This window comes from Methylocella sp., assembly GCA_037200525.1.
Classification (GTDB): domain Bacteria; phylum Pseudomonadota; class Alphaproteobacteria; order Rhizobiales; family Beijerinckiaceae; genus Methylocapsa.
In genome coordinates this window covers 3,807,446-3,825,731 of the sequence record JBBCGG010000001.1, presented here as the reverse complement: position 1 = coordinate 3,825,731, position 18,286 = coordinate 3,807,446, and the positions used below count along the sequence as shown (strand labels likewise).

Annotated in this window: 15 protein-coding genes; 10 read left to right on the top strand and 5 right to left on the bottom strand. The window is 58.3% G+C overall.

Annotated elements, in window-relative coordinates; all coding sequences use genetic code 11:
- Positions 1 to 125: 125 nt before the first annotated feature.
- Positions 126 to 377 (top strand): hypothetical protein, encoded by a 252-nt coding sequence (locus WDN46_18765; GenBank protein MEJ0095369.1) that lies wholly within the window; start codon positions 126 to 128, stop codon positions 375 to 377.
- An 89-nt stretch (positions 378 to 466) separates the two neighbouring features.
- Here the strand turns inward: WDN46_18765 and WDN46_18760 are convergent, their stop codons facing one another.
- From WDN46_18760 to WDN46_18745, 4 genes are read right to left on the bottom strand one after another with little or no spacing between them, the layout of a single operon-like run.
- Entirely contained in the window at positions 467 to 817 is a 351-nt protein-coding gene (locus tag WDN46_18760; GenBank protein ID MEJ0095368.1) for an isoprenylcysteine carboxylmethyltransferase family protein, read from the bottom strand.
- The gene (locus WDN46_18755; protein MEJ0095367.1) at positions 790 to 1,143 is read right to left on the bottom strand and encodes a hypothetical protein; all 354 of its coding nucleotides are present in this window, start codon (positions 1,141 to 1,143) and stop codon (positions 790 to 792) included. Before WDN46_18755 ends, WDN46_18760 begins: the two co-directional genes overlap by 28 nt.
- A 55-nt stretch (positions 1,144 to 1,198) precedes the next feature.
- Positions 1,199 to 2,119 (bottom strand): response regulator transcription factor, encoded by a 921-nt coding sequence (locus WDN46_18750; GenBank protein ID MEJ0095366.1) that lies wholly within the window; start codon positions 2,117 to 2,119, stop codon positions 1,199 to 1,201.
- The gene (locus WDN46_18745; protein ID MEJ0095365.1) at positions 2,116 to 5,499 is read right to left on the bottom strand and encodes an ATP-binding protein; all 3,384 of its coding nucleotides are present in this window, start codon (positions 5,497 to 5,499) and stop codon (positions 2,116 to 2,118) included. Before WDN46_18745 ends, WDN46_18750 begins: the two co-directional genes overlap by 4 nt.
- A gap of 314 nt (positions 5,500 to 5,813) precedes the next feature.
- Between WDN46_18745 and urtA the strand changes: the two genes are divergently transcribed.
- From urtA to WDN46_18705, 8 genes are all read left to right on the top strand, one after another.
- Positions 5,814 to 7,079, top strand: a complete 1,266-nt coding sequence (gene urtA, locus WDN46_18740) for an urea ABC transporter substrate-binding protein (protein ID MEJ0095364.1) — start codon at positions 5,814 to 5,816, stop codon at positions 7,077 to 7,079.
- A gap of 117 nt (positions 7,080 to 7,196) precedes the next feature.
- Entirely contained in the window at positions 7,197 to 8,123 is a 927-nt protein-coding gene (gene urtB, locus WDN46_18735; GenBank protein MEJ0095363.1) for an urea ABC transporter permease subunit UrtB, read from the top strand.
- Between the two features lie 9 nt (positions 8,124 to 8,132).
- On the top strand, positions 8,133 to 9,290 hold the full coding sequence (gene urtC, locus WDN46_18730; protein ID MEJ0095362.1) for an urea ABC transporter permease subunit UrtC: 1,158 nt from the start codon (positions 8,133 to 8,135) through the stop codon (positions 9,288 to 9,290).
- Positions 9,291 to 9,302: 12 nt separating this feature from the next.
- The gene (gene urtD, locus WDN46_18725; GenBank protein ID MEJ0095361.1) at positions 9,303 to 10,058 is read left to right on the top strand and encodes an urea ABC transporter ATP-binding protein UrtD; all 756 of its coding nucleotides are present in this window, start codon (positions 9,303 to 9,305) and stop codon (positions 10,056 to 10,058) included.
- A gap of 15 nt (positions 10,059 to 10,073) precedes the next feature.
- Positions 10,074 to 10,763, top strand: coding sequence for an urea ABC transporter ATP-binding subunit UrtE (urtE, locus tag WDN46_18720; GenBank protein MEJ0095360.1), 690 nt, complete (start codon positions 10,074 to 10,076; stop codon positions 10,761 to 10,763).
- A 51-nt stretch (positions 10,764 to 10,814) separates the two neighbouring features.
- Positions 10,815 to 12,044, top strand: a complete 1,230-nt coding sequence (gene fmdA, locus WDN46_18715; protein ID MEJ0095359.1) for a formamidase — start codon at positions 10,815 to 10,817, stop codon at positions 12,042 to 12,044.
- Between the two features lie 10 nt (positions 12,045 to 12,054).
- Positions 12,055 to 12,390, top strand: a complete 336-nt coding sequence (locus WDN46_18710) for a zinc ribbon domain-containing protein (protein ID MEJ0095358.1) — start codon at positions 12,055 to 12,057, stop codon at positions 12,388 to 12,390.
- A gap of 1,310 nt (positions 12,391 to 13,700) precedes the next feature.
- Complete coding sequence (locus WDN46_18705) at positions 13,701 to 15,068, top strand: carbohydrate porin (protein MEJ0095357.1); 1,368 nt, start codon at positions 13,701 to 13,703, stop codon at positions 15,066 to 15,068.
- A 702-nt stretch (positions 15,069 to 15,770) separates the two neighbouring features.
- Here WDN46_18705 and WDN46_18700 read toward each other — a convergent pair.
- On the bottom strand, positions 15,771 to 16,877 hold the full coding sequence (locus tag WDN46_18700) for an aliphatic amidase (GenBank protein ID MEJ0095356.1): 1,107 nt from the start codon (positions 16,875 to 16,877) through the stop codon (positions 15,771 to 15,773).
- A gap of 498 nt (positions 16,878 to 17,375) precedes the next feature.
- Between WDN46_18700 and WDN46_18695 the strand changes: the two genes are divergently transcribed.
- Positions 17,376 to 18,239: a transglutaminase family protein gene (locus WDN46_18695; GenBank protein MEJ0095355.1), complete on the top strand. Its 864-nt coding sequence runs from the start codon at positions 17,376 to 17,378 to the stop codon at positions 18,237 to 18,239.
- Positions 18,240 to 18,286 lie beyond the last annotated feature (47 nt).

Here is an 18,286-nt window from a genome sequence, read left to right as displayed (position 1 = left end):
CGCCGCTAAGGCTGTGTAGAATTCCGTTCTCGAACAAATTGTAAACAACTACCATTCAGGGGTTGCGATTTGGCTGCACGACAGGCAGCTTAATTGCGCTCGCAGCGGTAGAGTGATTCGCAATCATGCATGCTTTAATATTTGTGCTCTCTGAATGGTTTGACCGTCGCGCCCAACGCAAAGAGGCAATTCTGGCTGATGCCGATCGCCTGATCGCCAGCTTCAAGGACCAAGCCTATTTCGAGGCGCGCGATAGGGTGAAAGGGCGCTGCGTCGACGGAGTTGAATCGCGAGCATATTGGACCAAAGTCAAGCTTGAGATCGCCGCACGCCAAGGCGTCGCGATAGGGCTTGCCGGCGCTGATATGCGAGCCTGAACAAATCGCTCCAAGTCGCGACTTGATCTCTCCAGCGAGCGATAGATTTTTTGTTTCAAAATACTCTTAAACGAGGGATGGAAGGCGCCTCACCAGATCAGCGGCATCAAACGATATTTCACTGTTTTCTGGTACTTCCGATAGCCCGGCAGATTTTTCGCCAGGAATTTTTCCTCGTCGATTAGTCTCCATATAATCGCGGGCGTCAGCGCCACAATGACGAGCAACGCCCACCACGAACCGAGCGCGACCGGTATGCCGAGAAGCACGACAAGGCTCCCAGCATACATCGGGTGGCGCACGAACGCGTACGGGCCAGTTGAGATGACTTTCTGTTCCGGAGCCAATTCAATGGTGGCGGAGGCAAATGTATTTGCCCTGAACACCAAAAAAATGGAGAGGAAGCCGAGAACTACAAGAACATCTCCCGCAATGCCCAAAACGGCGCCATGTGCGACCAGGCGAAACGACGATCGAGGGCGGGCAAAACAATGAGGCCGATAAACCCCAGCGACGTTAAAAGCATTATGATTTTTTGACTTGCTTCCTTCTCAGCAAACGGCCCTCCACTTATCCGTCGCTCTAAAAGCTTCGGATCCTTTTTTACAAGGTAGAGGGTAATCGCGAAAGACGCCGTGGAATATACGGCGAGGAACGTCCACGCCTGCCAGTAATCCAACGTCCACGCTGGAATAAACAGCAGCGCCGCCATCGCAAGGATAAGGAAAAAGAGGCCGCTAAACGCTTTTTTACTATGGATGTTCATCCTCTAACAGTAGCAGCTTCCAGAACGCGACGCATCACCGGTTTCGAAAATCGCTCTAGGAACTGAGGGCGCGGACGGCGATTGCAGCGGCGGTGGCGCGATTTTCGACGCCAAGCTTGGTGAAAATCTGCTCAAGATGCTTGTTCACCGTTCGCGGCGAGAGGCTCAAAATCTCTCCAATATCCCGATTTGCCTTGCCTTGCGCCACCCAGAGCAACACCTCGGATTCGCGCGGCGTGAGGCCGAACTGCTGTTTCAGCACCGCCAGCTGGTCCGTCGTCGCCTGTTCGTTCGTCAGGCGGAACAGAAGTTCGTCATCGCCGATCTGGCCGAGGAACGACAATTGAAGTTTTTGCCCGGTGGAGCTCGGCAGCGAGAAAGGTCCAGATTCCGCGCTCCGTTCAGAGACCGATTTGAGACGCGCGCGCAGCGTCTCGGGAAAAACGAAACTCCCATCGCGGCTCGGCAGCGCCGCTTCGAGCAATTTTGTCGCTTGCGGCGTGCACCAGAGGACGCGTCCTGCGGCATTGGCCGCTAGTAGAAACCGGCCGGTGGCGTCGAGCGCCATGCGGGCGCTCTGGGAGGCGCGGGCGTTCGCCAAATGGACGCGAATTCGCGCCAAAAGCTCGTCTGGGGCGATCGGCTTTGTGACGTAATCGACCCCGCCGGCGTCGAGCCCCTGCACAATGTGCTCGGTTTCGCTCAGCCCTGTCATGAAGATGACGGGAATATGCGAAACGGCATTGTTGCTCTTCAGACGGCGGCAGGTCTCAAAGCCGTCCATCTTGGGCATGATGGCGTCCATTAAGATAATGTCAGGCGTGATGCGCCGGACGAGATCGAGCGCAATTTCTCCCGACACGGCGACGAGCACGGTCGCCCCCGCCTGTTCAAGAGCGTCGGTCAGAAGACTCAAAGTGTCAGGCGAATCGTCCACGACGAGGACAATGTTGCGCTCTTGAAGCGGTTCGCTCATGGCAGCGGCTCGTCGGCGCTGATCGCCTCGAGCCGCGCCAAGAGACGCGGGATGTCGAATGCGCGGACATGCACGCGCATTTCATCGACGAACGCTGCCGTTTCGGGCTCCTCCGCTTCGAGTTCGGCGAGCTTTGCCTCAATGCCCCGAATGTACCCAATGCGGGTGAGGTGCAAAAGCTCGTCCAGCCGCGGCGGCTGAGGCGTGACCGTCGCGCGCGCGAGCACATGCGGCGCGGGTCGAACCGGCTCGTCGATCCACTCCAACTGCAACAGGGCCTGCAGCCGATCAAAGAGCTGCCTTACGTCGAACGGCTTCGGCAAGGTGTCGTCATAAGCGTTGCCTTCGTCGCCTCCGAGCTGAGCATCGCCGATATTGGCGGACATCATGAGAATGGCCGCATTGGCTTGACCGGAATCGCGAAGAGTTCGCGCCAAATCCCAGCCGTTTATGCCGGGCAGCGAAATATCGAGGATGAAAAGGTCTGGCTGCATCTCCTCCACGATGGCGAGGCAAGTTGCGCCGTCGCCCGCCGTCAACACAATGAATCCAAGCGGCGCCAGAAGCTCGCGAATGAGGTCGCGGTGATCGGGATTGTCGTCAACGACGAGGATCGTGCGGCGCGTCCCTCTGTAACCATATATTCGCGGCGGCGTCGGCAGCGGCGGGGCGGCGCTCGGCTGCATAACGGGCGATAACATCAGGCGGACCTTGAAAGTGCTGCCCTCGCCAAGTTCCGTCGCAACTGAAATATCGCCGCCGAGAATCTCGGCGAGGAGCTTCGTGATCGTCAGTCCAAGCCCCAAACCTGTCGTCGCCCGCGCGCTCGGCGCGCTGCCCCGCTCAAAAGGTTGAAAGATGCGCCCGAGGTCGTCGTTCGAAATCCCGGCCCCGGAATCAGAAATGCTAAACTCGGCCACTTGGGTTCGGTAGGCGATCTTGAGCGATATGAAGCCGGTTTCCGTAAATTTGAGGGCGTTCGACAGAAGGTTGATGAGAATTTGGCGCAGGCGCTTCTCGTCGGTGTAGACGACCTCGGGAAGGTTGTCCGCGGAGCTGAAGCGGAACTCGAGGCCTTTGGCTTCCGCCTGCAGCCTGAACATATCGACGAGCTGGTCGAGGAAGCTGCGGATGTGGACTTCATTGCGTTGCAGCTGAAGACGGCCCGTCTCGATCTTCGAGATGTCGAGCAGCCCGTCGATCAGCCCGGAAAGATGCTCCGCGCTGCGCCTTATGACCCGGATGCCGCCCTGACGACCGCTTGGAATCGCCGGCTCCCGGTCAAGCAACTGCGCGTAGCCGAGAATTGCGTTAAGCGGCGTCCGCAACTCGTGGCTGATGCCGACGACGTAGCGGCTTTTGGCGAAATTCGCAGCCTCCGCGACCTCTTTGGCCTTCTGAAGCTGAGCGTCCGTGCGCTTATGCGCCTCTATCTCGCGCAGAAGCAGCATATTCTGTCGGGCGGACTCCTCTTGCGCGACCTGCCGGCTCTCGTGCGCGAGAACGAAGAGCCACGCCGCGATCCCAGCTATGATCAAGAGGACGAAGAAAGCGCTCCAGAGCGTTCGCGCGATGATCGCGCTGCTCCCCGGATCGGCGGCGATCGCTTCGACATAGATGAGAAAAAGGATCAGCGCCGTTATCGAGGTGAGCACGAATATCAGCCCGGCAAACCGTCCAAATCGGGACTGCAGCCGCGTCACGATGGCGGCCGGAAAGCTTTTTTTGAGAATCCCGAGCACCTGGTTTCCGAGTTTGCCTTGCGGCTTGCAGAGATCGTGGCAACGCGCATCAAGGGTGCAGCAAAGCGAACAGATCGGCCCGGAAAAGGCCGGACAGAACGCCATGTCCTCCGTTTCGAAGCTGTTGTCGCAGACACGGCAGACGATTTCCGACTTATGCCGCCAATGCGCCCGCGGCTTGCGAGCCAAGTAATATCTGCCGCGCGTGGCCGCCGCGATGATCGGGGCCGTCACGAAGGCGGTGACGAGGGCGACGAACGGGGCCAGGGCGCGCGGCGCGTCCCCGAGCGCGCCGGTGAAGGCGATGCACCCAAGTGCGGTCGCCGCGGCCATCGCGCCGACGCCGACCGGGTTGATGTCGTAAAGATGAGCGCGCTTGAACTCGATATGAGGCGGGCTCAGCCCAAGCGGCTTGTTGACGACGAGGTCTGACACCAGCGCGCCGACCCAGGCGACCGCCACAATCGAGTAGAAGCCAAGCGTGTGCTCCAGCGCCCTGTAGATGCCAAGCTCCATGAGGAGGAGCGCGATCGCAACGTTAAAGACGAGCCAGACCACGCGTCCCGGATGGCGATGCGTCAGGCGGGAGAAGAAATTCGACCAGGCGATCGAGCCCGCATAGGCGTTCGTTACATTGATCTTCAGTTGCGAGACGATCACGAAGGCGCCCGTCAGCGCGATGGCCAATCCGGGGGAGGGCGTCACATAGCGGAATGCGATCTCGTACATGTGGGTGGGATCGCTCGCGTGCTCGACCGAGGTCCCATGCCGAAGCGCGAGCACGGCGAGAAAGGATCCGGCGAACAGCTTCAATCCTCCGAAGATGATCCAGCCGGGACCCGCCGCCAGCAAGCCCGTCCACCAACCAGCCGTCGGTCTGTCGCTGTTGGCTGGCAGGAAGCGCAAAAAATCCACTTGCTCGCCGATTTGGGCGACGAGAGCGATGACAACCGAGGCGGCGGCGCCGAAGGCGAGTATATTAAAGGACGCGGCGGCGGTTCCGGTTTGCGAGCCTGGAAACTGCACCCAGGCTTCGATCGCTTGCCGGTCCTGAAAGGCGATGAAGATGAAAGGGAGCAGATTGAGCGCAATCCAGAGGGGCTGGGTCCAGAGTTGGAAGCGGCTGATGAACGTGATGCCGTGCGTCACGAGCGGGATCACGACGATCGAACTGATGAGATAGCCGAGGGGCAGCGGAACGCCGAAACAGAGTTGCAGCGCCATCGACATGATCGACGCTTCTATGGCGAAAAAGATGAATGTGAATGTGGCGTAGATCAGCGATGTGATCGTCGACCCGATGTAGCCGAAGCCCGCTCCTCGGGTGAGAAGATCGATATCGACGCCATAACGGGCGGCATAATAGGCGATCGGCAGGCCGAGCGCGAAAATCAGGGCGCTGACGACCATGATTGCGGCTGCGGCGTTGGTGAAGCCGTAACTGAGCGTTATGACGGCGCCGATCGCTTCGAGCGCAAGAAATGAAATGGCGCCAATGGCGGTCTGCGCAACCCGCAAGGTCGACCACCGGCGCGCGCCCTTCGCCGTAAAGCGCAGCGCAAAATCCTCGAGCGTCTGGTTGGCGACCCATTGATTGTATTCGCGGCGAACCGGAAGGATTCGCTGTCGCCCGCTCATTGGCTTCGCCGACCCTTGCCGCGCAGCTTCGTCTGGGCATTAGGTAGCCGCTCGCGATCCCGTATAGGCGCGCCCATGCGTCGCGCCCAACATGCGCGGGCGCGCGATACGGAGCTCAATGTTCTGCCTGCCATGAGCTACCTGCCAGGCCCGGGCGTCCGCCCTCCGATGAAGGCCCGCGGACGCCGCGTCTGCGAGCCGAGCTTCAATATACGTCAATCGACGTATGTGTGCATTGCACAATTCGTCGCATTCTTCGACCATAGGTACACGGCCGTGTACTGCAAGCTCCAACTGCGGCAGAGGGTCAAATAATGACGATTGATAAGGATCGAGGTCTCCAGTCCAACCTGCGCCGAAAGCTGCTGATGGGCATGGCGGCTGTTCCGGCGATGGCGGTTCTGCCCAGAATGGCCTTCGCGGACGCGCCCCCGGCGACCTCGGCGATCAATACGACCGGCCTCGCGGTCACCGACACGGACGTGACGGTTGGCATTTTGCATTCCGTCACCGGCACCATGGCTATTTCCGAAACGGGCTCGATCGAAGCTGAAAAGCTGGCGATCGATCTGATCAACAAGCAGGGCGGCATTCTCGGCCGCCAGATCAAAATCATTCAGGAGGACGGGGCCAGCGACTGGCCGACTTTCGCCGAAAAAGCCAAAAAACTTCTCGTCAGCGACAAATGCGCCGCCATCATGGGCTGCTGGACCTCGGCCTCGCGTAAAGCCGTGCTGCCGGTTTTGGAGCAGTACAACGGCATGCTCTATTATCCGACCTTCTACGAGGGTCTCGAGCAATCCAAGAACGTCATCTACACCGGTCAGGAAGCAACCCAGCAGATCCTCGCCGGCCTCAACTGGATCACGAAGGAAAAAGGCGCCAAGTCTTTCTTCCTGATTGGCTCGGATTATATTTGGCCGCGCACCTCGAACAAGATCGCGCGCAAGCACATTGAAAACGTGCTGAAGGACAGCAAGGTCGTCGGCGAGGAATATTTCCCGCTCGGACATACCGAATTCAATTCCGTCATCAACAAGATCAAGCTGAAGAAGCCCGACGTTATCTTCGCCGACGTCGTCGGCGGCTCCAACGTGGCCTTCTACAAGCAGCTGAAGGCGGCCGGCGTCGATCTGTCGAAGCAGCTGCTGCTGACGATCTCGGTCACGGAAGATGAAATCGACGGCATCGGCGGCGACAATATCGCCGGCGCCTTCTCATGCATGAAATATTTTGAATCGGTCCAGAACGATAACAACAAGACTTTCGTCGAGAATTTCCACAAGATGTGGGGACCGAAAACCGTGATCGGCGACGTTTCCCAGGCGGCCTATCTCGGCCCGTGGCTGTGGAAGCTGACCGCCGAGAAAGCCGGCAGCTTCGATGTCGACAAGATCGCGGCCGCCTCGCCCGGGATCGAGTTCAAAGGCGCTCCCGAAGGCTATGTCCGGATTCACGAAAACCACCACCTCTGGTCGCACACGCGCGTTGGGCATGCTCGGCTCGATGGTCAGTTTGACATTGTCTACGAATCACCGGACTTGATCGAACCCAATCCCTTCCCGAAGGGCTATCAATAACCTCGATCGACAATGCTCGCCGGCGCGGTCTTAGGCCGCGCCGTTTGGCGCGATTTGTTGGCCCGTTTGATGCAAGGCCCGAATTCAGCGGCAGACGCATTATTCAGGAGATAACTTATGTTCGGCGATTACTCGCTGGCCGATCTCGGCTCTATTTTCGTGATGCAGGGTTTCGCTGGTCTCATCCTTTTCTCCGTCTACGTCCTGATGGCGCTGGGTCTCGCCATCATTTTCGGCCAGATGGGGGTGATCAACATGGCGCACGGGGAGTTCATGATCCTCGGCGCCTATATGACTTATCTGACGTCGAACTTCTTTCAGGCTTATCTTCCGAGCCTGTTCGGCATCTACTTTTTCATCGCTATGGCGCTCGCCTTCGTCGCCGCGGGGGCGCTTGGCATGCTGGTTGAATGGGCGTTGATCAAGCGCCTATACAAGCGGCCTCTCGACACATTGCTCTGCACCTGGGGCGTCAGCCTGATCCTTCAGCAAACCTATCGCTCGGTGTTCGGCGCGCGCGAGGTTGGAGTTGAGCTTCCGGCCTGGATGCTAGGTTCGATCAATCTCGGCGGATCGACGGAAATTCCGATCAATGGGCTCTTCGTCATGGGCCTCACGATCCTCATCACGGTCGCAGTGGCGTTGATGATCTACCGGTCCGTTTGGGGCAAGCAGGTGCGCGCCGTGATGCAAAACCGCGTCATGGCGGGAGCCGTCGGCATCAACACGGAAAAAGTCGATCGGTACACATTCGGCATCGGCTGCGGCATCGCCGGCGTCGCGGGCAGCGCCTTCACGATGATCGGCTCGACGGGCCCGACTTCCGGCCAGCTTTATATCGTCGACACCTTCTTGGTCGTGGTCTTTGGCGGCGCGCAGAGCCTTCTCGGAACAATCGCCTCGGCGTTCACGATCTCGCAGGCTCAATCGACGATGGAGTTTTTCCTCTCGGGCTCGATGGCCAAGGTTCTCACCTTGCTCGGCGTCGTGATCATTCTCATGCTGCGGCCGCAGGGTCTCTTTACGCTCAAAGTTCGGCGCTGAGGTTCGACCATGAAATACGATTCCAAGATACACGAATCCCCCTTCATGAAGCCGATGGAATACGTCGGCCTCGCAGTGCTCGCAGCCCTGATATTTTTGGTCCTGCCGCTTTGGTTGGATGCGTTCCGTCTCAATCTCGTCGGCAAATATTTGACCTATGCCTTCGCTGCGCTGGGTCTTGTCTTGTGCTGGGGCTATGGCGGCATTCTCAGCCTTGGCCAGGGCGTCTTTTTCGGTCTTGGCGGCTACGCCATGGCGATGTTCCTGAAGCTAGAGGCCTCGAGCGTCGAGAACACCAAAATCCAGTCGACGCCGGGCATCCCCGACTTCATGGATTGGAATCAGATCACTTCGCTGCCGTTTTTCTGGCAGCCGTTCCATAGCTTTGCGCTGACGATCATCATTATTTTGACCGTTCCGGCCGCGTTCGCCTTCGTCATTGGCTTCGCCATGTTCAAGCGCCGCGTCGGCGGCGTGTATTTCGCGATCATCACCCAAGCGATCGCGGCCATCTTGACGATTCTGATCATTGGGCAGCAGGGATATACCGGCGGCGTCAACGGCATGACGGATCTGCGGACGCTGAACGGTTGGGACATTCGGACCGATCACGCCAAGGTCATTCTCTACTTCGTTAGCGGGATCACGCTTTTTGCTTGCATCCTCGCCGCCCAGTTCGTCAAACGCTCAAAGCTGGGCCGAATATTGGTCGCCATGCGCGACAAGGAAGACCGCGTTCGCTTCTCCGGATATTCGGTCGCGAACTTCAAGATCTTCGCCTTTTGTCTTGCGGCGGTGTTCGCCTCGATCGGCGGCGCTATGTTTACCCTGCAGGTCGGCTTCATGTCGCCCTCGCTTGTCGGCATCGTCCCATCGATCGACATGGTGATCTATACGGCGGTCGGCGGGCGAATCTCCCTCTTTGGCGCGGTCTATGGCACGCTCCTCGTCAATTGGGCCAAGACAAGCTTCTCCGAGAGCTTTCCCGAGCTTTGGCTGTTTGGCCTTGGCGCGCTTTTCATCGGCGTCGTTCTCGCCTTCCCGGACGGCCTTGCGGGCATCTACCGCACCCATATCGAAGCGCGTCTGATCAGGCTGTGGCAATCTAGGAAAGGGTCCGTCGCCTCAAGCGGCGCGCCTGTCAAGCCTGGCGCCCCGGCCGAATAAGGAAAGTGAAAAATGATCAGCACCGAACAGCAATCTGACTTCGTTCTCGCCGTCGAAGGCCTCACTGTATCGTTCGATGGTTTCAAGGCGGTCGACGACGTATCGTTTTACATCGACCCCAATGAGATCCGGGTCATCATCGGCCCCAATGGGGCCGGCAAGACGACAGTGCTCGATTTGATCTGCGGCAAGACGCGCGCGAGCTCCGGCTCGATCAAGTTCCGCGGTCAGGAATTGTGCCGGATGAGCGAGAGCGATATCGTCACGGCGGGCGTTGGCCGCAAATTTCAGACGCCTTCGATCTATGAAGACCTGACGGTGTTCGAGAATCTGGAAATCTCTTATCCGCGCGGACGCTCGGTGTTTGGGGCCTTGGCCTTCCGGCGCGATGCGGCGGTGCGCGAACGCATCGCCGAGATCGCCGAGATGATCTTTCTGCAGGATCATCTCCAGGAGCGCGGCGAATTTCTGAGCCACGGGCAGAAGCAATGGCTCGAGATCGGAATGCTGCTGATTCAGGATCCCGAACTTCTTATGCTCGATGAGCCGGTCGCCGGCATGAGCGTCAGCGAGCGCGTGAAAACCGCAGAGCTCCTCAACAAGATCATCAAGGGTCGCTCTGTCCTTGTGATCGAGCATGACATGAAATTCGTCGAAGATATTGCGCACCGGGTCACCGTGCTGCACCAGGGCAAAGTCTTGTCCGAAGGCTCGATGGAGCGGGTCAAGAACGACCCCAAGGTCATCGAAGTCTATCTCGGACATTGAGGAGAGCCGAAGAACATGCTCAACATCGTCAATCTGCACGTAGCCTATGGCCAAAGCGAGGTTCTGCACGGGCTCAGCTTCAATGTGCAGCCAGGAGAGATCGTCGCGATTATGGGCCGCAACGGCATGGGCAAGACGACGCTCATGAAGTCTCTGATGGGGATTGCGCCAAGCAAAACAGGGTCGATCAGCGTCGGCGGCGTCGACATCACGAAATTGAAGAGCTTCGAGCGCGTTGCGAAAGGCATCGCTTATGTGCCGCAAGGGCGCATGATTTTCTCGACGATGACCGTCGAGGAAAACATCGAGACGGGCCTGACCGTTTCCGGAGAGCGGCGCGTCCCCGGCGATCTTTACGAGATGTTCCCTGTGTTGCTCGAAATGAAGAATCGGCGCGGAGGCAATTTATCGGGCGGACAGCAGCAGCAGCTGGCGATCGCGCGCGCTCTGGCCTCAAAGCCCAAAGTGCTGCTCCTCGATGAACCGACGGAGGGCATCCAGCCGTCGATCATACGCGATATGGGCCGGACGTTGAAACGCATTCGCGATGAGCGCGGCCTGTCGATCGTCGTCTCCGAACAAGTGCTTAGTTTTGCGCTCGACATCGCCGACAGGGTTCTCGTTCTCGAGAATGGCGAGATTGTCCATGCCGACGAACGCAAGAATATCGACGAGGCCAAGGTCGCGAGCTTCCTGTCCGTTTAGGGCCGCGCCAGTCCCACCTCAGAAAATCAAATGTAAACCAAGGAGATGCAAATGCCGGAAACCTTGATCAAGGTCGATCTTTCACAGTCAGCTTACGAAAACGACATGGTTCACAATCGCTGGCACTCGGACATTCCGATGGTCGCCACGGTGAAGCCGGGCGATGATTTCATCATCGAGACCTATGACTGGACGGGCGGCTTTATCAAGAACAACGACGACGCGTCGGATGTCCGCGACATCGATCTGTCGATCGTGCATTTTCTTTCCGGCCCGGTCGGCGTTGCAGGCGCGGAGCCAGGCGACCTGCTCGTCGTAGATATTCTCGATATCGGAGCCAAGCCCGATAGTCAGTGGGGTTTTAACGGCTTTTTTTCGAAGAAAAACGGCGGCGGGTTTCTCACCGACCATTTCCCCCAGGCTCAGAAGTCGATCTGGGACTTTGAAGGCATGTTCACGAAATCGCGCCATATTCCGGGCGTGCGTTTCGCCGGCCTGATCCATCCCGGCCTTATTGGTTGTCTGCCGGATAAGAAGCTTCTTGATACCTGGAACAAGCGCGAGGTGGATTTTATCGCCACCAATCCGACGCGAGTTCCGCCGCTCGCCAATCCGCCGTTCGGCCCGACAGCCCATATGGGCCGCATGAAGGGCGCGGCGAGAGACCAGGCGGCCGCCGAGGGAGCGCGCACCGTGCCGCCGCGCGAGCACGGCGGCAATTGCGACATCAAGGATTTGTCGCGCGGATCGAAGATCTATTTCCCCGTATATGTCTCGGGCGCAGGGCTGTCGATGGGCGATCTGCATTTCAGCCAGGGCGACGGCGAGATCACATTCTGCGGCGCCGTTGAAATGGCCGGCTGGATCCACCTCAAAGTGGATGTCATTAAGGACGGCATGGCCAAATACGGGGTCAAAAACCCGATGTTCAAGCCGAGCCCGATCACGCCCCATTACAATGACTACATGATCTTCGAGGGCATTTCGGTCGACGAGCATGGCGGCCAGCACTACCTCGACGTCAACGTCGCCTATCGTCAGGCATGCCTCAACGCGATCGAGTATCTGAAGAAGTTCGGCTACTCCGGTGCGCAGGCCTATTCGATCTTGGGCACGGCCCCCGTCCAGGGACATATTTCCGGCGTGGTCGATATTCCTAACGCTTGCGCTACCCTGTGGCTGCCGACTCAAATTTTCGACTTCGACATCAGCCCGACCGCTGCCGGCCCGCAGAAATTCATCAAGGGCGGCATCGACATGCCTCTCGCGCCCGATCTGTGAGGCGCGCGCTATGCCCGTTTACGATTATTCCTGCGAGGAGTGCGGCCCATTCGCCGCATTTCGACCAATGGCCGAGTATCGCGATGCCTATTCCTGTCCGAACTGCGGTGTGGAAGCGCCGCGGGCGTTTCTGACCGCTCCTGCGATCGCGGGAATGGATGCCGGACTTCGGGTCGCTCACGCCACCAACGAACGCAGCGCGAACGAGCCTCGCCGGTCCGCGGGCGTTCGGCATGGCGCGAACTGCGGATGCTGCGGGGCAGGGGCCAAGTCCGCACGGACCAAAGCCGCGGGCTCAGGGGCCAAAACCTTCCCTAACAGCCGGCCCTGGATGATTAGTCACTAAAGCATGGCCCCGAAAAGTTGCTGACTTTTCGGACAAGGTCATGCGTTGGAGAGAGCGAACATGACCCCGAAAAGTTGCGGACTTTTCGTGGTCATGCGTTGAGATAAACGAATCAGGAGCATGGTCGACTCATTGGAGCGATCATGCTCGATCTTTAAGCGCGATGCGCCGCCCGCGCCGCGCAACCAGGCTGAAGCCTCAATCCCTCGCCCGCCCGAACAGATATAGCGTGATGTCGGAGCCTCGCCGGCTCCGCGGGAGCTGATGCGCCGCGCAATCGCGGCTCGACGCGTATAGCGTCGATAGACCGGCCTTATTGGACTGCGAGATAGTCTCAGCCCCCACAATCGCGGCGTCAATGATGACTGACGAATATAAGAAGTTGGTTTTTCGCCGGCCAGCGTTCAAATCGATAATCAAGGGTCAAAGTGTCGCAAGCCTGCGCGCGATTAGCTTTGTTCTGGAGGTATTGTCAGGGCCGCGCCGGTGGGCGCGCGAAAACGTTGATAAAACCGTTTCGATTTCACCCGCCATGCTGGACCGAAAATGGTCAGCTAGGCGCTAATGCGTAGTCGTGTTGACTAATGTTCGGTCATCATCCCGCATATGTTGCCTAGTTTCCGAACGATGCGGTTGCCTTGATCGCCTTGATTATCCCCAAAGCTATATTTTCAGAATACGTTTGGCCTCGCTCATTGACCGGCTATTTCACTGTGACAATGATATCACTGTAAAGAACAACGAGTTTTAGACTGATTGACATGACGCGTTCACGGAATCTAATTTAGAGCATGAGAGATGCGTAAAGTAGTTTGAGCGACTACGCGCAAATGACAAATGCACAGTAGGGAGACTTCTGGAACATCGCCTCGGCTATCGGCTGCCGCCGGCGCAGTTAATCGATCGCCGCTAAATCGAAGCGAATAGGCCCGTTTCCGTTACGGAAATCGGCCTCAGAATCGTGAGCCGATATTTGTTTGATGGAAGCGCGGGCAAGTGAGCGTGCGGCCGCAGATCAAGAGGCCGCGACGCTATTCATACGGTTTGAATGCGAGCGCTGTGAGGGCTTGCAGCGCACGAGGTCTACTAGAATGTCCTGCGATGGCGGAGCTGCCGCAGTTACTCCAGATCCGAATGCACGCTGGTCGAGAGGCCTCTTGATTCATGGTCTGACTTATCCATGGGAGTTCATAATGTCGAAAACAACTGCTTCGCCCGCATCTCGCCCGCCATCGCCGGCGTCGCTATCAAAAGGACGAAGGGTTCGGTCAAGCATCATCAGCGGATTGTCCTTCGCTGCGTTCCTAAGCTTGACATCGGGCGCATTCGCGCAACAGGGCGTTGCTGAAGCGCCCCCCGGCGCGGAGCCGGGGGATGTCAACCCCAACCTTGTGGTGGGACTTGTGAAGCCGGACGTGGCGCCCGGGTTCAACGGACCGCTCGCCCCGATCTTCGCGCCATTGGCTGCGCAAGGTTATACGTTTCACGCTTTGGCGCTTGATTTCGTTCAGGGCAACCCGAGCGCTGGCTTGGTGACGGGACGCTACTCGAACGCAGCCTATTTCATCGTCGGAGGCGACATTGATCTAGGCAAGACCCTAGGTTTCAACGGCACCTCGCTCCATTATGAAAATACGTTCTTCGGCATTGTCGAGAACTTGAATCTCGCTCCCCAAATCGGCGATAGCACGACGGGCTTTCAACCCCCATTTACGCCGCCTACCGCTTGGCTTTCTGTCATGACCCTAGAGCAGAAGCTGTTTGATGACAGGCTCGATTTCGAAATCGGTAAAACGCATGCGGATCGCTATTACGCGGCTCCGAACTGCGATTCGATCAACAGCTGCTTCCAGGACATTCTCTACGAGAACGCTGGTTGGACCTCGCCGCAGCGCGGTGTCTGGGGCGCGAATCTAGCCTATAAAACGGACTCGCCTATTTACGCTGAGGCTGGCGTGTTTTCTGGCAGCCCAGGCCCAAACTCCCAGACGGGCTACAGGTGGTTTGACCAAGAGGATCCGAAGGGCGTCATCGGCATGGCGGAAATCGGCTCGAAGACGACCCTTAAGACAACCACCTATCCGGGAACCTTTTCGGTCACAGGTTTCCTCAACACCGTGCCTCACGAAGACTTCAACGTCGCCACCGCGTTCGGCGGCCCTGTAAAGATGCAACCCGTGACGACTGGCGTCGTCTTCCAAGGCGAGCAGGTTGTCTGGCGCGCCGATGGCGGAAAAGACGCCACCAACGCGGCGCCAATGAGGGTTGCTCTCTACGGCAGCGCCGGCACCGCAATCGATTCGACGGTTCCGATTTCCACCTCTGTCTACGTCGGCGCCAAATTGATGTCGCCGTTTGCAGGCCGTCCTGACGATCGATTTGGCCTCAAGTTCAATTGGGAGCAGCTGAATCCGAATTATAACTCCTACTTGGCCGCGGCGAATTTCGCGGCTGGAGGCAGCGGCGCTCCGTTCAACCGCAACAAATATATTATCGAGGCCAACGCCCATATCGAGTTGCCGGAGGGTCTTGCTTTCGAGCCGGTGTTTCAATACCTCATCAACCCTAACAGCTTCTTTAATCCGGTAACGGCGGCCCGTCCGAAAGACGGCGTTTATATCGGCGGAACTTTTGTTGTCCCAATCGGGATCTTGCTGGGCGCATCGGCTAAAGGCTGATCCGCAACGGCTGACATAACGACAGATGCTGACAGCCGACGAGCTTTTGCCCGTCGGCTGTTTTGTATTTGCTGCAAGAGAATAGCCCGGCCGGCGAATGAGACCATGGCCCGTTGGGCTAAGGTGGTCCCTTCCGAATCGACCGAAGCAGCCGATTGTTGCGCGCGCTAGCGGCGGGGGCTTTGCAACCGTCTGACGCTGTGGCTCGGTGGAAGTCGCGGCGCTGATATCGGCATATGGCGTTAGGCCAGCTGCAGTCCCCGCGCGGGAGCGCGCGTCTTCATTTCGGCATTGAGGAAAACCGTCGAAGATATGCGGATCGATGGCGAATGCTGACGCGCAGGCCTCGAGGTCCGCTATCTTAACCGTCTTGGAGCGATCTCAGGCGGTTGGCGATGCCAAAAGATTCGCGCTGCATTGATCGTGCAGGATTGGTTGGGTCGCTCGACGATGGCAGGCAATTGGAACGCGCGAGACGACGATAGAGACAGCGTTCGCTCGGGCCGGAGCCTTGTGGCCTAGGTGAATCACGCAGCCGCCGACGCGCGCGTGCTACGCATGCTTGAATACGTCGACGACGCCACGATGTTCACGCTGGCTCGCGCGCCCGGCGAACGCCTCATCGAGTCGGTTCTGACAATGCGATCGATGAGGCGGATGGTTTGTGACGTGCTAAGACTAGAAGTCTGACTTCCGCCCGATCTATCTCGAAGCGGCTTTGAGCGGCCGAGTCGATGCGCCCTTTTTCTGCCGCGCTTCAGACAACTTCATGGGCGCTTTAGCTTTTGCGGCCGGCGGAATTCCATCGATGGGGCATTCTTCAGTGCCGAGCGCGGGCCGGGTGATCGCCTCGACGGCCTCACGCGTAGCTTCCGGATTTTCGATCCAGCGCCGATAGAAATCATAAGGGCATTCGGCGAGGCCAGGTTGATTCTCTTTGGAATTGATCAGGCCTGTATAACCGCGGTGCAACAGTTTGAAGAGGTGGTTCTCGGACTGCTGATTCTTGCGCGCATCGCGGATGAGGAATTTCGAAAGGCCGGCATATTGAATGCCCATTTCCTCGGTGCCGCATTCGCCCAAGGTGCGGCCGTCGAAGCCGATGAGCGCTGAATGGCCGAAGTAAGTATAGACGCCGTCGAACCCTGCCGCATTCGCCACGGCGACATAGCAATTATTGGCGAAGGCCATCGCCTTCGACATGAGGATCTGCTGTTCTTTCGCCGGATACATATAGCCCTGGCAACGGATTACCAGCTCCGCCCCGCGCATTGCGCAATCGCGCCAGATTTCCGGATAGTTGCCGTCGTCACAGATGATCAGGCTGATTTTCAGACCCTTCGGCCCATCCGACACATAAGTGCGGTCGCCCGGATACCAGCCCTCGATTGGCGTCCATGGCATTATTTTGCGGTATTTTTGAACGATCTCGCCCTCGTCGTTCATCAGAATGAGCGTGTTATAGGGCGCTTTATGCGGATGCTCTTCGTGACGCTCGCCAGTCAGCGAGAACACGCCCCAGACTTTGGCCTTGCGGCAGGCGGCGGCGAAGATCGCCGTCTCTTCGCCGGGCACGACGGAGGCGGTCGCATACATTTCGGCTTCGTCATACATGATGCCGTGGGTCGAATATTCGGGGAAAATGACGAGGTCCATGCCGGGCAGGCCGCTCTTCATCCCGATTACCATATCGGCAATTTTTCGCGCATTGTCCAAAACCTCGGCTTTGGTGTGAAGCCGAGGCATTTTGTAGTTGACGACAGCAACGCCGACGCTGTCGTTGCTGCTCGAAATATCACCATGCATCATGGATGCGCTCCTTGCTTAGGAAATAGCCAAAGTTGTCGGGAAGCCGGGGGCTTGTCGAACGACAGGCCAATTAATGCGCAAGGACGGCGCCAGATGTCGAGGCGCAAATTGAAATCTTCGGCGCCATGTCGTTGGCGCAATATGGCGGCCAAAGGGCGTCGAGCGCAATTAAACTCGACTGTAACAGATTTAAGTAATCCGCGCTAAATCGAACCCGTGATCCTTCGCCTCTGAGAGTTCTGCGTGGCCGTTCCGGCCTATCGGCGCGCGGCCTCCTGCGTATTTGCACCGGTTCTATATTTGCTTGATTTTGTTTGATTTTATCCTTTAGGGAGAATAAGCTTTTACGCAGGTGATGTGAGCCGCAGCTAAAATTTGCCTCCGAGGCGCGGAGATCGGCCGGCGACAGACCCGCAAAGAAATTCGCACATACGCTGCCGGTGGGCGCCCAGCCTTGTGAGGGCCATCGCTCATGCGGCTTCAGAGAGCGGGGATTGGATGCTGATCAGATACGGCTATGACATCACGATCAACTGCGCGCAGCCGACGGCCATGGTGTGCCTACTGACCGTTCACGACGAGAGGCTGGCTGACGTCAGATCCCCTGAGAAGGTGATCACCACTCCCACCATCGCCACGAGGACGTATCACGATCTTTTCGGCAATGTCTGCCGCCGCTTCGTCGCGCCGGCTGGCGACCTTGCAATCTGGGGCGATGGCACGGTCGAGGATGATGGAGCTCTCGACCCGCTCGATCCTGACGCTGAGGAGATCCCCGTGGCGCAGCTGCCGGACGACTGCCTCGTCTATCTGATGGGAAGCCGCTACTGCGAGACCGACAGACTGAGCCAGATCGCGTGGGACCTATTCGAGCGCGTTGCGCCAGGATGGAGACGGGTGCAGGCGATCTGTGACTTCGTAAAGCAGCAGATCACATTCGGCTATCACAACGCTCGCTCCACTCGAACGGCCTTCGAGGCCTATCAGGAACGCATCGGCGTTTGCCGCGACTACGCTCATCTCGCCATCGCCCTATGCCGCTGCATGAATATTCCCGCGCGTTACATCAACGGTTATCTCGGCGATATTGGCGTGCCCATTGTCGATCCGATGGACTTCAGCGCCTGGATCGAAGTGTATCTCGGCGGGCGCTGGAGGACCTTCGATCCTCGCAATAATGTGCGGCGGATCGGGCGCATAGTCGTGGCGCGCGGGCGCGACGCGGCGGACATTCCTCTCATCAACTCGTTCGGCCCGCATGTCCTAAAATCGTTTCGCGTCTGGGCCTATGATGTCACTGAGTTGCCTCCGCCGTCATCGGTCTCGAACGCCGGCGAGGCGCAGGCAACTTTCCAACCTTGAGCGCATGGCTCCATGCTCGCGGCGCAAAGCGCCGTCGGAGCCTCGGA